This window comes from Romboutsia sp. LXY-2, assembly GCF_056171995.1.
This window is the reverse complement of record NZ_JBKFGI010000011.1, coordinates 136,521-149,927: the sequence shown is the minus strand read 5'-3', so window position 1 is coordinate 149,927 and position 13,407 is coordinate 136,521. Positions and strand designations below refer to the sequence as shown.

Here is a 13,407-nt window from a genome sequence, read left to right as displayed (position 1 = left end):
TTGTATATAGTTTTCTATAATAAATTTTTCTTAGTCCCTTTATTTAATATGTTATCATAATCTATAAAATTATAGATATCTTTTTTGAACACATCACTAAATTTTAGAAGCTCATTTATTTCTAAATCTTCGATAGCTTTGTTATTGTCCTCGCAATAAATAACTATACTACCAACAATTCCATGAGCATCTCTAAATGCAACGCCTTCTTTAACCAAGTAATCTGCAACCTCAGTAGCATTTAAAAATCCATGATTAACAGCTTTTTTCATATTTTCTTCATTTACTTTTAAGGTAGCAATCATTCTGTCCATAATAGAAATACACATTTGTATAGTATTTACGCTATCAAAGAAACCTTCTTTATCTTCTTGCATATCCTTGTTGTAAGCAAGTGGTAATCCTTTCATAACAGTAAATAGCCCAAATAAATTGCCATAAACACGACCAGTTTTACCTCTTATTAATTCAGCGCCATCTGGATTTTTCTTTTGTGGCATTATACTGCTACCAGTTGTATATAAATCATCTATTTCTACAAATTTAAATTCTTGGCTGCTCCATAATATAAGTTCCTCACTTAATCTACTTAAATGCATCATTATTATGGAAAAATCACTCATAAGCTCAAGTAGATAATCTCTATCACTTACGCCATCCATATAGTTTTCTACAACTCTACTAAAGCCTAATTTTTCTTTAGTAATTTCTCTGTCAATACTATGAGTAGTACCTGCTAATGCACCACAGCCTAGAGGACATTCATCTAATATTTCTAAAGCATTAGTAAGTCTTTTTTCATCTCTATCGAACATGCTATAATAAGCCATCAAATGATGTTTAAAGGTTACAACTTGAGCTCTTTGTAAATGAGTATATCCTGGCATTATTACACAATTTTTGTAAGCTACTTCTTTTAAAGTTTGCTTGAAGTTTTTTATTAAATCTATTATTTCTATAGTACTTTCCTTAGCAAATAATCTCATGTCTGTTGCTACTTGATCATTACGACTACGAGCTGTGTGTAGTTTTTTACCAACTTCACCAATTCTTTGTATTAAGTTAATTTCTATAAAACTGTGTATATCTTCGTAGTTACCATCTAATAATAATGTGTTATTATCTATATCTTGAGAAATTTTAACTAAACCATCAGTAATAGTCATCCCTTCTGCTTCAGTTAATAGATTACATTTCATTTGCATGAATACATGAGCTATACTTCCTTCGATATCTTTTTTATATAATACTTTATCGTAATCAAATGATCTATTAAACTCTTCCATAAGTTTATTTTCTTCTTTTCTAAAACGCCCACCCCATAGTTTCATTCGCTTCACCTCGTAAAAAATTAAGAGATACTATTTTTTATAGTTAATGTATTCTTCTATCTATATTTATTGTTTTATCAATTATTGTTTTTGTAATGCTTTTATTTTTAAAGGAAGTGTAAATAAATTTATAAATCCACCTGCATCCTTATGATCATAAAATTCACTATCTCCAAATGAAGATATAGACTCGTCATATAGTGCATTTTCTGTAAATATACCAGCTGGTTTTATATTGCCTTTGTATAGCTTTACCTTTACAGTTCCGCATACATTTTCTTGTGTTTCTTCAATAAAAGCATCTATTGATTCTTTTAATTTACTAAACCACATTCCGTTATATATAAGCTCTGAATATTTGTGAGCTACTATTTGCTTATAATGTATAGTGTCTTTATCTAGGGTAGCGCTTTCTAGTATATTATGAGCTTCATATAAGATAGTGCCACCAGGAGTTTCATATATTCCTCTTGATTTCAACCCCACTAATCGATTTTCTAATATGTCTATAACTCCTATACCATGCTTTGCCCCTATATCATTTAGAGTCTTTATTATTTCTACAGGAGAAAGCTCATCATTATTTACTTTCTTTGGTTCTCCATTTTCAAAATAAATCTCTACATATTCTGCTATATCAGATGCCTTCTCAAGTGGCATACATTTTTTATATACTAAATCTTCTTTATGTTCATTCTTTAAATCCTCTATATCTCCACCTTCTGTTGATGTGTGGAATAGATTCGCATCTACAGAGTAAATTTTTTCTTTAGTAACTGCTATTTCAATATTATTTTCATTAGCGTAGTCTATTGCATCTTCTCTAGATTTTATATCCCATAATCTCCAAGGAGCTATAATTTTTATACTTGGGTCAAGGGCTGATATTGAAGCTTCAAATCTTACTTGATCATTTCCTTTTCCAGTACAGCCATGGCATATATATTGTGCATTTTCTTTATGAGCAATTTCAACTAAACTTTTAGCAATTATAGGTCTAGCTAAAGATGTTCCAAGTAAATATTTATTTTCATACTTTACCTCAGCTTTTATAGCTTTAAATATTGCATCAACTACAAATTCTTCACTTAAATCTTCTATGTAAGCTTTACAAGCACCACTTTTTAAAGCTTTTTCATAGATTTCATCCATATTTTCTTCTTGTCCTACATTTGCACAGACTGCGATTACATCTAAATCATAATTTTCCTTTAACCAAGGTATTATTATTGACGTATCTAATCCTCCAGAATATGCTAATACAACTTTTTCTTTAATTTTCATTTTAAATCTCCTCCTAGAATAATTTTAGAAGGTATATTTTATTAGGCCTAAAAATATATATCTCCTGGTAATTTTGGGTATTAAAAAAGCCCCTTAGTATAACACTAAGAGGCGAAATTATCGCGGTACCACTCTAATTAATAAGTAAACTTATTATCTCGGATCTTTAAGGCAGATTAAACCTACTACTTTACTAATAAATAAAATGTTTAAATAGTCTTCTCCAAAGCTCTCTTCATTTAAACTTCTTTGCCAAGCTTCCACCATCCTTAGCTCTCTATAAAATACATTTAAATTACTCTCTTCTTCACTGAATTTTTAAGTATTTAATTTGAGATTAATACTAGCATTGATTTAAATGGATGTCAACACTTTTTTACATGAAATCCATTTGAAATTAATCTCTAATTAATAGATCTTCGTTCTAATTTCTAAACTTCCAACTTTTTTACTTTCCAGGCCATATAAAAACTCAACCCAATTGACAAGCACATCCTTTACTTAACTATATTATAATATATATAGATTATACATTAATAAAAATATTCAAAAACCCACGTAGACATCCGTAGAGATAACATATAGATATACATAGATTTAGTTTGTAAAATTGAAGTTAGGAGGTAGAATTATGGATATGAATCATGTAATACAAATAATATTCACAGTTATAGTGGTATGCACAATTATTATTACGATGATAACAGTGATGAAAAGAAATGACAAGAAAAATTATAAAATTGAGGGTATGATGACTGGGTTTGTAATAGGTTCAATTTCTGGTTGCTATATACTGAATTCACTCATATGTGCTCCTATAGGAATGTTTTTAGGTATTTGGATTGGAAATAATATGAAAAGGAACAATTAAATCGCAATCAAAATCACATCTAAAATCGCATGATTTTTTAGATGTGATTTTTGTTTATATAGATATGAATCTATTTCTAATTAATAAAAAAACGTAACGAGGGTTACGGAAACTTTAAAACATCTTGGATATAATCTAACTATACAAATCAAGAAATTACAAAAATATTTTAAAGCTTAAAAAGAGTAAATAAAATACATGTTTAATAGGAGAGATATAGATGGAAAATAAAATGTTTTGTTTCCAATGTCAAGAGACAGCAGGATGCACAGGATGTACAAAATTTGGAGTATGTGGAAAATCACCAGATTTAGCAAGAATGCAAGATTTATTAATATATACAACAAAAGGATTATCAGAGGTAACAACAAGACTTAGAGCTGAAGGAAAAAAAGTAAGTGGAGAAGTTAATCATTTAATAACTATAAACTTATTTACTACAATAACAAATGCCAACTTTGATGATGCAGTATTCTACGAAAGAGTAAAGGAAACTTTATCTACTAAAGAAAATTTATTATCTAAGTTAAATAACAAAAGAAATTTATCAGAAGCAGCACTATGGAATGCAAGTTCAAATGCTGAAATGGATGATAAAGTAAATTTCTTAAGTAAAATAAAAGATGCAATACTTGGAAGTGGAAAAAAATCAGATGATTTAAACAAAGAATTAGATGAAAAATCAACTAAAGTTGGAGTACTTGCAACTAAGGATGAAGATATAAGAAGTTTAAGAGAACTTATAATATATGGATTAAAAGGAATGTCTGCATATATGAAGCATGCTAATGCATTAGGATACGACAGTGAAGAAGTAAATGCTTTTATGCAAAGTACATTAGCAAAAACTTTAGATGATAGTTTAACTATTGATGAGTTAATAGCTTTAACTTTAGAAACTGGTAAAGTTGGAGTTGATGGAATGGCACTTTTAGATAGCGCGAACACAGGAACTTACGGACATCCAGAAATAACTAAAGTAAATATAGGCGTAAGAAATAATCCGGGTATACTTGTATCAGGACATGATTTAAAAGACTTAGAGTTATTATTAAAGCAAACTGAGGGAACAGGGGTAGATGTATATACTCACTCAGAAATGCTACCAGCACACTATTATCCAGCATTTAAAAAGTATTCTCACTTTGCAGGTAACTACGGAAATGCTTGGTGGAAGCAAAAAGAAGAATTCGAAAGTTTTAACGGGCCAATATTAATGACTACAAACTGTATAGTACCACCAAAAGATAGTTATAAAGACAGAATATATACTACAGGTGCAGCAGGATTTGTTGGAGTTAAGCATATAAAGGGTGAAAGTGAAGATAATAAAGATTTTTCAGAAATAATAGATAAAGCTAAAAAGTGTGCACCACCTAAGCAAATAGAAACTGGAGAAATAATTGGTGGATTTGCACATAACCAAGTATTTGCACTTGCAGATCAAGTAGTAGAAGCAGTAAAAACTGGTGCAATAAAGAAATTCTTTGTAATGGCAGGATGTGACGGAAGAGCTAAATCAAGAAATTACTATACTGATTTTGCAAAAGCCTTACCAAAAGACACTGTAATATTAACAGCAGGTTGTGCAAAATACAAATACAATAAGTTACAATTAGGGGATATAAATGGTATTCCAAGAGTATTAGATGCAGGACAATGTAACGACTCTTACTCATTAGCTTTAATAGCATTAAAACTTAAAGAAGTATTTGAACTTCAAGATATAAATGAGCTACCAATAGCCTTTAACATTGCATGGTATGAGCAAAAAGCCGTAATAGTATTATTATCATTACTATACTTAGGGGTAAAAAACATACACCTAGGACCTACATTACCAGCTTTCTTATCACCAAATGTTGCAAATGTATTAATTGAGAACTTTGGAATAGGTGGAATAACAAACGTAGAAGACGATTTAAAAATGTTTTTAGAATAATATATAAAAATGATATCAATCAGGATCTATATAAATAGGTCCTTTTTGATATTCTGCAAAGTAGAGCTTCCAAAAGATAGTTAAAAAATATATAAATAGTCTTAGGTGCTATAGTTTAGTACCAAAGACTATTTTTGTTATAAAGAAGAGTGACAAAGAATTTCAATCTGTGTAACGTACTCATCTTCACTTGATATAGCGAATTCATTCAGCCCACACTCAAAAGCATAGCCAGTTAAAGTTAAACTATTCTCATCAGCAAAACTAACCATCTTTTCATAAAGTAAAGGAATATTATGCCAATCACCTATACAAAATCCACGTAGATATTGGCCACCAGGCTTAATTACAAGAGAGCTTTTCTTTTTATCAAATCTTGTAAATACACCGTCGTATTCCTCAAATTTTTTATCTTTGATTTTTTCTATAGAAATGTAACTTCCACAACTCTTTTTATAATTGCTAAATTCCCATGAAGCTTTTAAATGTTCCATAATCGCCTTTGAACTACTTAAAAAACTAGAAGATGTCTCAAAGGTTAAGGGTAGATTAGTCATAAGCAAGTATTCTTCCTTTAGGGTAACTAGATCGATTTTACCATCATATATTTCATCACATAAATCAAGCATTTTAGATTTTTCTTTTAAAATACCTTTTAGATGTTTTAGACGAGAGATTGTTTGGTCTATTTCACCTATTTTTAATTTTGATATTTCTTGGAAGCTATCCTTATTAGGATTTTTTATATATAGTTGTATTTCTTCAATGGACATACCTATTTCTCTTAAAGCTAAAATATTTTCAAAATCAATACTTTGATCATAGGTATAGTATCGATAACCATTTTCTCCTTTATACTTTGGTGAAAAAATACCAACACTGTCATAGTAGTGTAAAGTTCTTTTATTAATGTGGTGAAGCTTTGCAAATTCACCGGCTGTAAAGAATGCAAAATTATTTTTCATATTAAAAACTCTCCTATTGACATTACAGTTACTGTATACTTTAGACTTATTGTAGCACAGAAAAACAAGGTTAGAAAGGAGAAACAAATGACAAAAGAAAGTATATATACAAATCCGATTACATTCAAGGGGATTACAGCAATTGTTATACCTACTATGGTTATGACACTTATTCAGGCATCGTATTCTATGATAGATGGTATGTTTATTTCAAATATTTTAGGTGATGTAGCTTTATCAGCATTAACACTTATTTCACCATATTTAAATTTATTTATTGCTATTGGTGCATTATTTGCATCTGGAGGTAGTGCTGTAGTAATGAAAAAAATGGGTGAAGGTAAAAAAGATGAGGCAAGAAGTGATTTTACTACATTAACTTTTATTGGGGCAGCTATTGGTTTAATGTTAAGCATATGCTTTTTAGTTTTTACTAAACCACTTGTTGGGATATTTAATGTATCAGCTAGTGTAGAGGAACTTTGCAGAGAATATTTATTTTCATATAGCTTTTTTATAATTCCTCAAATATTATTTGCAGTATTACAGATATTTACTATTGCTTCAGGTAGACATAAGTTGGCTATGATAAGCTCATCAATAGGAGGAGTAACTAATATTATATTTGACTTTTTTATGATAAAAGTTTTAGGCATGGGAATGACAGGAGCAGCTATCTCAAGTGGACTTGGTATGTTAATACCTAGTATTATCTTGATTTCAAACTTTATAAATAAAAAGACTATTTTATATTTTTCATCATTGAAATTTGATATGAAAGTTGTATTAAAAACCTTTAGCAATGGAGTTTCAGAATTTGCATCAAACTTAGCTAGTGGAATAGTAATAATGCTATTCAATTATAAGATGTTAGCTATTGCAGGACCAAGTGGGGTAGCAGCGAGTACTATTACATTTTATGTCTTTGGATTAATGAGTGCATTATACATGGGATACATGTTAGGAGTATCACCATTACTAAGTTATTTTTATGGTTCAAATGAAACTTCTAAGCTAAGAAAAATAAAAAATATAACCCTTACATTTATAGGTATAGTATCAATAGTAACCACAACTTTAGCAATTATGAGTTCAAATATACTGGTAGGAGCTTTTACAGAACAAGGCTCAGTTGCGTACAATATTGCGGTTAGTGGAAATAAACTGTTTTCATTAGCTTTACTATTAGTTGGATTTAATACATTTTCAAGTATGCTTTTTACAGCATTATCTAATGGTAAGATTTCAGCTATAATTGCTTTTTCAAGAAGCTTTGTATTTTTATCTACAGCAATTATTGTTCTGCCATCAATTTTCGGAATAAATGGATTATGGCTTTCAGTACCTATTTCAGAGCTTTTAGCTCTATTTATTTCTGTATTTTATATAAAAAAATATAAAAAGAAATATGAGTATTAATAAGGAGAAAATAAGATTATGAAAAAAATTATTGTATTAGTGGGTGTTGTAGTAGTATGTGCTATATTAGTTTCAGCTTTTATTTATAGAAATGAGATAAATTTACTTTTCAAATCTTTAAATAGCTTCAAGGAAGAAAACCTTGCAAATACATTTCAAAACATATATAAAATACAACCAACTAAGGAGATAAAAAAAGGAAACAATGTATATGAATTTGGAAGAGAAGAAGATGAATTACCAGTTTGTTTTAAATTTAAGGGAGAAGAGTTTTTAGTAGACGATTTTTTAAAGGAAACAAAAACATCAGGGTTAATAGTTATAAAAGATGACGTAATAAAGCATGAATCATACTATTTAGGTGCAGACGAGAAAACTTTATTTGCATCAAACTCTATGGGGAAATCTTTTGTATCAGCTTTAATGGGAAATTATGCATTGAAACTGGGATTAACCGTAAAGGAAATATAGTTATGGGAGCAGTTTGCAATAGTAGGATTACAACTAATGAAATAGTAGGCTTTTTTTGATAGGAAATTAGGAAAAGATGCTACTTTTGTAATTGATAGCCACAAATCTTACATTGGCATAAAGGAAGACCTAAATGTAGAGTTAAAGCAAGTTCCAAGAGATAAATCTATGTTAGATAGCGTTTATCACCGTCAACATGTAAATGCAATTCACATCGGATTTAAGAGATGGTTAATGCCTTTTAATGGAGTGTCTAGTAAATATATCTCCAATTATTTGGCTTGGTTTAAGTTTTTGAAAATAAACAAGAAGAGTAAAAATAGTGATAGAATCAAAGATATGCTAATTAATGTCGCAACTAAAAAAACTTGCATTACGATAAATAGAATCAGAAATAGATATGTTGAATTAATTTAATATAAGTCTTTATTCTTTAGTTTAATGAAACCACTTTGTAATTGGAAAATAATTGAATATTATGTATAATATAAACAAAGTTCACAATTGTTATATAATACGAAATAAGGATAATTTTAATAAAATATATGAATTTATAAGTTTAATTCATGTTAATAATACGGGCAAATATGTTAAATATAGTTGGTGAAGATTGTTCTTATCAAACATTATAATAAATATATAAGTTGATAAGGAGGAGAAGCAATGAGTTTAGGAAACAATTTATTTCATGCAAGAAAAAAATCTGGATTGTCTCAAGAGCATGTAGCGGAGAAACTCGGCGTAAGTAGACAGACCATTTCAAAGTGGGAAACGGATGAAACGATTCCTGATATTTGTCAATCTAAAAAAATGGCTATACTATACAGTATCTCTTTGGATGAACTGATTGATTTTGATATTGATATAAAAGAAATTCAAGAGATCATTGATAAAACTAGTGAAGAAGTAGAAGATAAAATTGATTGGACAAATACGTGGGGAAAAAAGTACCCAATTCTGGTCAGATACCAAAATGAAGTTAATCATCCAAACTATGCTCGTAAATTGTGTATAATGCTCGAGGAGCTAAAGCAAGAATATCAATACAATGAATTGGATGCCTTTCTGGTTCTAAAGGATATTTTGTACAATATCTGGAAAAGCAGAAAAGATAAATAAGAAAGCTAAATTTCAATTTGTAGAGTAGATTTAGTGAACAATATTAATATAATACGAAGTAAAACTAGAGGGGGATTTATATGAAATGTCCATATTGCAATGAAGATATGAAACTAGGTGTGATACATGGGGATAGATATACTTTAAAGTGGATACCGAATGAAAAGGATAAAGGAGTGTTTCTACAAACCTTTGTTAAAGGTATAAAATTAACTGATAGTTCGGATTTTAATAGTATAGAGTCATATTTATGTGATAAATGTAAAAAAGTAATAATAGATTTGCCTAAGTAATGTATAGTTAATAATTTTATATATTACGAATTAATTGTATGCTGTAATTCAATTTGAGATAATATAGATGAACTCATATTGGTGTTCATAATTTGAGGAAACTGAATAAAGACATAAAAACGGTTAGAAGTTAAATAATTCAATACTTCTAGCCATTTTTATATCCTATTTATCACGAAATTGTTTAACAGAGCCTAGCATTAAAATATCAACTATATCAAGATAGTTGATATTTTAATGCTAGGCTCTCTGACATTTATTTTAAATGTTTTTTAATACTTAGATGTGGTTCAAGTTATTAGTTAATTATTATCAATCTTTTTTAGTTTTAATCTTCCCAAAAGGTACATAAATGCTCCGAAAAAAGTACCTGCACAAGCCCATATAACAACTGAAATTAAATCTATTCTAATTTGTTCACCTTCAAGGGCTGGAAAGATGTAATCCATCATTATTAGCATAGAAAGACCCCATTGTATTCCAGCCGTAACAGCTTGCTTTTTTAATTTTTTTAATTGCATCATATATGTAGTATTATCATAAAATTCTGTTGTATCAACGCCACTTTTTCTTAATTTTATTGTAATGTAATATGCATTAAATTGCTGAATAAAAAATAATGCAATAGTACCAAATGTAAATCTATGATTGATAGAATCAAAGACAAGACTTCCAAGCATTAAAATCGAAATTAAATAAAATGAATACATATTTACTTTTGCAAGAGTCTTATAGATTATACCTTGTTGATACTCATCTCTTTCATCTAAATAGCCTATGTAATGTTTAAAAAGTTTTTCTTCTAGCCTTTTCATAATTTTTAATCACCCTCCATATCAATCCAAAATAATGTATTTAGGTCAGTTCCTAAAGCTTTAGCAATCTTAATACACAGCTCTAGAGACGGATTATATTTTTGATTTTCAATTAAATTTATAGTTTGTCTTGCAACACCAACTTTTTTTGATAACTCTAATTGAGATATTTTAGCTAAAGTTCTATATTTTTTTATATTGTTCATAAGTTCACCTACCAACATGGTCATATATATATGACTATGTTAGCACAGTAAGAGTGAAGATGTCAAATATATATGACACTTATACATTTACTGGATAATATTTTATTAACAAGCCTTAAAATTGATATTAAGTGATTTTAAATTTTTATAGCATAAAAAAATAAATTAAAATAAAAAATACTCTCCCATACACTTTGTATGGAAGAGTATTTTTATTACATTAGTAAAAATCCAAAAGAATTAAATAAGTACCCTGTTATAATAATTCCTATAGTCACAATTCCTATAAATATTGCCAATAATTTAGGCTTAACAACCTTAGCAAGCATTATCATAGAAGGAAGGGATAAGGCAGTAACACCCATCATAAATGCAAGTACAGTTCCTATAGGAACTCCTGCCATAAACAGCGCTTCTGCTATTGGAATAGTTCCAAAAATATCTGCATACATTGGAATACCTATTATAGCAGCTATAATAACTGAGAATGGATTATCATTACCAAGTACTTTAAGTATTACAGCCTGTGGTATCCAGTTGTGTATTAATGCTCCTATACCAACACCGATTAAAACATACTTATAAACGTTCTTTACTATTATCTTAGTATCAGTTAAAGCATAATCAATTCTTTGTTTTTGATTAAAGTTTTCTGATTCATCATATAGATCTCTAGTTTTTTCAGTGTAAGTTCTTATTTCATCTTCTAAATTAAGCTTACTTATAATAGTACCACCAACTATAGCAACTATAAGTCCTAAAACAACATATAAAACAGATATATTCATACCAAAAAATCCTGCTAATAGTAGTAGTGATGCTAAATCAACCATAGGAGAAGAGATTAAGAATGAGAATGTAACACCTAGTGGAAGCCCCGCATTAGAAAAACCTATAAAGATAGGAATACTAGAACAAGAACAGAAAGGAGTAACAGTTCCTAAGAGTGCAGAAACAATAGAACCTGATATACCTTTAAATCTTGTAAGTATTTTCTTTGTTCTTTCTGGTGGAAAATAACTTTGCACATATGATATGAAAAATATTAAAACACCAAGTAATATAAATATTTTAATAGTATCATATAAGAAAAAATGAACACTACCTCCAACTCTAGTGGCTACATCTAGATTTAACACATTTTCAACTAACAATGTTACTAAATCAGATAGCCAATTCATTTTTAAAATCTGATCAGTAAAAAAATTAAATATATTCATAAAACAACCTCCATTTATATATCAAAAAAAATTGATATTAAAAATAAAAAAATATAATAGTTATTGCATAATTAATATATTTTATTAAAAAATTGATATACAAATAACTAAAAACTAAATCTTATAGTATTTATTATATCAATTTTTTTTGATTTGGCAACTTGTTTTATAAAAATAAATTTTGAATAGTTTCGTAAGTTAATATCTTTGATAGAGTGTCTTTATTTACAGAGTAAAAATTCCACTTACCTTCAGATGTCTTATTGATAAGATTAGCTGAAAGTAATAATTTTAAGTGATAAGAAAGTTTGGATTGAGAAATGTCAAATATATCACTTAACTCACAAACACAAACACTTTCAGCAGAATATAGTTTTTTTAATATATTCAATCTTATAGGATCAGATAAAGCCTTAAAAACAAAATCTATATTATTCATATTGATAACCTCCATTACTTTATAATATTATAACAAATTTTTTAATAATAATTAATATTAATATAGGCATTTATGCAAACTATATATTATGAGAAATAAAAAATGTCGATAATAAAATCAAAAAAAATTGATATAATTGTTTACATAAAAGCTATTTTAGAATATCATATGAGTATATATGAATATGATTATATAAGGAGAAAAACTAATGAGAATAGCAGTAATATCAGACATACACAGTAATGTATACGCACTAAATAAGGTTTTAGAGGATTTACAAAAAAGAAATGTAGATATGACAGTTTGTACAGGTGATTTAGTTGGATATGGAACTCGTCCTAATGAAGTTATAGATACATTAAAAAAAGAAAAAATACTTACTATAATGGGTAACTACGATGAAGCAATAGGAAACCTTAAAATAGTGTGTGGATGCGATTATCCAGATCCAAAGGATGCCCAAAAAGCAGGACTTTCAATGCATTTTACAGGTAGTGAAACAACATCAGAAAATAAAGCTTATTTGAGAAACCTACCTAAAGAAGCAACATTTACTTTTAACGACAAAACTATAAGATTTGTACACGGGAGTACTAGAATTATAAATGAGTACTTAAAAGAAAATTCAAAAGAAGCAGAGGAAGTTATGACCGAGTTAGTGGAAGATATATTAGTTTGTGGTCACACTCATATACCATATGCAAAATATTATGGTGAAAAACTGCTTATAAATGCAGGTAGTGTTGGGAAGCCAAAAACTAATAGACCTGATGCAAACTATGTAATCATAGATATAAAAAATGAAGATGAAATATCAAAAACACCATCAAGTGTTGTAGTTGAAATTATAGAAGTAGCTTATGACTTTGAGAAAATGGCAAAGGAAATAGAAGCAAATGACATACTTCCAGATGACTTCGCAAGACTTATAAGACAAGGAAGTTCAAAATAGTTTTATAGCTATAAATAATAGCTACAATAAAATCAGTATTTAAGATAAGATATTTTATCTTAAATATTAATAAACATATT

The 13,407-nt window shown here is 28.5% G+C and carries 14 protein-coding genes, 1 pseudogene and 1 other annotated feature; of the genes and pseudogenes, 8 read left to right on the top strand and 7 right to left on the bottom strand.

All coding sequences use genetic code 11. The annotated features are described in order from the left end of the window. Positions 1 to 14: 14 nt before the first annotated feature. Complete coding sequence (gene argH, locus ACI48P_RS16725) at positions 15 to 1,331, bottom strand: argininosuccinate lyase (RefSeq protein ID WP_475217845.1); 1,317 nt, start codon at positions 1,329 to 1,331, stop codon at positions 15 to 17. An 81-nt stretch (positions 1,332 to 1,412) separates the two neighbouring features. Then, positions 1,413 to 2,609: an argininosuccinate synthase gene (locus ACI48P_RS16720; protein ID WP_475217969.1), complete on the bottom strand. Its 1,197-nt coding sequence runs from the start codon at positions 2,607 to 2,609 to the stop codon at positions 1,413 to 1,415. Between the two features lie 110 nt (positions 2,610 to 2,719). Continuing rightward, positions 2,720 to 2,935, bottom strand: a binding site (T-box leader). Between the two features lie 311 nt (positions 2,936 to 3,246). Here ACI48P_RS16720 and ACI48P_RS16715 point away from each other — a divergent pair. Together ACI48P_RS16715 and hcp are read left to right on the top strand one after the other, a co-directional pair. Continuing rightward, entirely contained in the window at positions 3,247 to 3,486 is a 240-nt protein-coding gene (locus ACI48P_RS16715; protein ID WP_475217843.1) for a hypothetical protein, read from the top strand. A gap of 220 nt (positions 3,487 to 3,706) precedes the next feature. After that, on the top strand, positions 3,707 to 5,428 hold the full coding sequence (hcp, locus tag ACI48P_RS16710; RefSeq protein WP_475217842.1) for a hydroxylamine reductase: 1,722 nt from the start codon (positions 3,707 to 3,709) through the stop codon (positions 5,426 to 5,428). Between the two features lie 137 nt (positions 5,429 to 5,565). Here the strand turns inward: hcp and ACI48P_RS16705 are convergent, their stop codons facing one another. Then, entirely contained in the window at positions 5,566 to 6,393 is an 828-nt protein-coding gene (locus ACI48P_RS16705) for a MerR family transcriptional regulator (protein WP_475217841.1), read from the bottom strand. A gap of 87 nt (positions 6,394 to 6,480) precedes the next feature. On the opposite strand from ACI48P_RS16705, the gene ACI48P_RS16700 reads away from it, so the two are divergent. From ACI48P_RS16700 to ACI48P_RS16680, 5 genes and pseudogenes are all read left to right on the top strand, one after another. Next, positions 6,481 to 7,812, top strand: a complete 1,332-nt coding sequence (locus ACI48P_RS16700) for an MATE family efflux transporter (protein ID WP_475217840.1) — start codon at positions 6,481 to 6,483, stop codon at positions 7,810 to 7,812. An 18-nt stretch (positions 7,813 to 7,830) separates the two neighbouring features. Beyond that, entirely contained in the window at positions 7,831 to 8,283 is a 453-nt protein-coding gene (locus ACI48P_RS16695; RefSeq protein WP_475217837.1) for a hypothetical protein, read from the top strand. After that, positions 8,241 to 8,700 (top strand): annotated as a pseudogene (locus tag ACI48P_RS16690) (IS1595 family transposase); the annotation flags it as partial. The gene ACI48P_RS16695 and the pseudogene ACI48P_RS16690, both read left to right, overlap by 43 nt. Before the next feature lie 246 nt (positions 8,701 to 8,946). After that, positions 8,947 to 9,402, top strand: a complete 456-nt coding sequence (locus ACI48P_RS16685; RefSeq protein ID WP_475217834.1) for a helix-turn-helix transcriptional regulator — start codon at positions 8,947 to 8,949, stop codon at positions 9,400 to 9,402. A gap of 80 nt (positions 9,403 to 9,482) precedes the next feature. After that, the gene (locus ACI48P_RS16680) at positions 9,483 to 9,695 is read left to right on the top strand and encodes a PF20097 family protein (RefSeq protein WP_475217832.1); all 213 of its coding nucleotides are present in this window, start codon (positions 9,483 to 9,485) and stop codon (positions 9,693 to 9,695) included. A 302-nt stretch (positions 9,696 to 9,997) separates the two neighbouring features. Here the strand turns inward: ACI48P_RS16680 and ACI48P_RS16675 are convergent, their stop codons facing one another. The 4 genes from ACI48P_RS16675 to ACI48P_RS16660 form a co-directional block, all read right to left on the bottom strand. Further along, positions 9,998 to 10,510, bottom strand: coding sequence for a DUF3278 domain-containing protein (locus ACI48P_RS16675; protein WP_475217830.1), 513 nt, complete (start codon positions 10,508 to 10,510; stop codon positions 9,998 to 10,000). A gap of 5 nt (positions 10,511 to 10,515) precedes the next feature. After that, positions 10,516 to 10,716 carry a helix-turn-helix transcriptional regulator gene (locus ACI48P_RS16670; RefSeq protein ID WP_475217828.1) on the bottom strand — a complete coding sequence of 67 codons (201 nt, stop codon included), beginning with the start codon at positions 10,714 to 10,716 and terminating at the stop codon, positions 10,516 to 10,518. Between the two features lie 215 nt (positions 10,717 to 10,931). Then, a complete protein-coding gene (locus tag ACI48P_RS16665) occupies positions 10,932 to 11,936 on the bottom strand; it encodes a permease (RefSeq protein WP_475217826.1) in 1,005 nt (334 codons plus the stop codon). 166 nt (positions 11,937 to 12,102) lie between these two features. Then, complete coding sequence (locus ACI48P_RS16660) at positions 12,103 to 12,375, bottom strand: ArsR/SmtB family transcription factor (RefSeq protein WP_475217824.1); 273 nt, start codon at positions 12,373 to 12,375, stop codon at positions 12,103 to 12,105. Between the two features lie 208 nt (positions 12,376 to 12,583). Here ACI48P_RS16660 and ACI48P_RS16655 point away from each other — a divergent pair, with 208 nt between their 5' ends. Next, the gene (locus tag ACI48P_RS16655) at positions 12,584 to 13,327 is read left to right on the top strand and encodes a metallophosphoesterase family protein (protein WP_475217822.1); all 744 of its coding nucleotides are present in this window, start codon (positions 12,584 to 12,586) and stop codon (positions 13,325 to 13,327) included. The last annotated feature ends 80 nt before the right edge of the window (positions 13,328 to 13,407 follow it).

Bases quoted from the DNA above. Each gene is read 5' to 3' on its own strand.
- ACI48P_RS16670 (WP_475217828.1), bottom strand. From the start codon at position 10,716: ATGAACAATATAAAAAAATATAGAACTTTAGCTAAAATATCTCAATTA.
- ACI48P_RS16700 (WP_475217840.1), top strand. From the start codon at position 6,481: ATGACAAAAGAAAGTATATATACAAATCCGATTACATTCAAGGGGATT.
- ACI48P_RS16660 (WP_475217824.1), bottom strand. From the start codon at position 12,375: ATGAATAATATAGATTTTGTTTTTAAGGCTTTATCTGATCCTATAAGA.
- hcp (WP_475217842.1), top strand. From the start codon at position 3,707: ATGGAAAATAAAATGTTTTGTTTCCAATGTCAAGAGACAGCAGGATGC.
- ACI48P_RS16685 (WP_475217834.1), top strand. From the start codon at position 8,947: ATGAGTTTAGGAAACAATTTATTTCATGCAAGAAAAAAATCTGGATTG.
- ACI48P_RS16665 (WP_475217826.1), bottom strand. From the start codon at position 11,936: ATGAATATATTTAATTTTTTTACTGATCAGATTTTAAAAATGAATTGG.
- ACI48P_RS16705 (WP_475217841.1), bottom strand. From the start codon at position 6,393: ATGAAAAATAATTTTGCATTCTTTACAGCCGGTGAATTTGCAAAGCTT.
- ACI48P_RS16715 (WP_475217843.1), top strand. From the start codon at position 3,247: ATGGATATGAATCATGTAATACAAATAATATTCACAGTTATAGTGGTA.
- ACI48P_RS16655 (WP_475217822.1), top strand. From the start codon at position 12,584: ATGAGAATAGCAGTAATATCAGACATACACAGTAATGTATACGCACTA.
- ACI48P_RS16695 (WP_475217837.1), top strand. From the start codon at position 7,831: ATGAAAAAAATTATTGTATTAGTGGGTGTTGTAGTAGTATGTGCTATA.
- ACI48P_RS16675 (WP_475217830.1), bottom strand. From the start codon at position 10,510: ATGAAAAGGCTAGAAGAAAAACTTTTTAAACATTACATAGGCTATTTA.
- ACI48P_RS16680 (WP_475217832.1), top strand. From the start codon at position 9,483: ATGAAATGTCCATATTGCAATGAAGATATGAAACTAGGTGTGATACAT.
- argH (WP_475217845.1), bottom strand. From the start codon at position 1,331: ATGAAACTATGGGGTGGGCGTTTTAGAAAAGAAGAAAATAAACTTATG.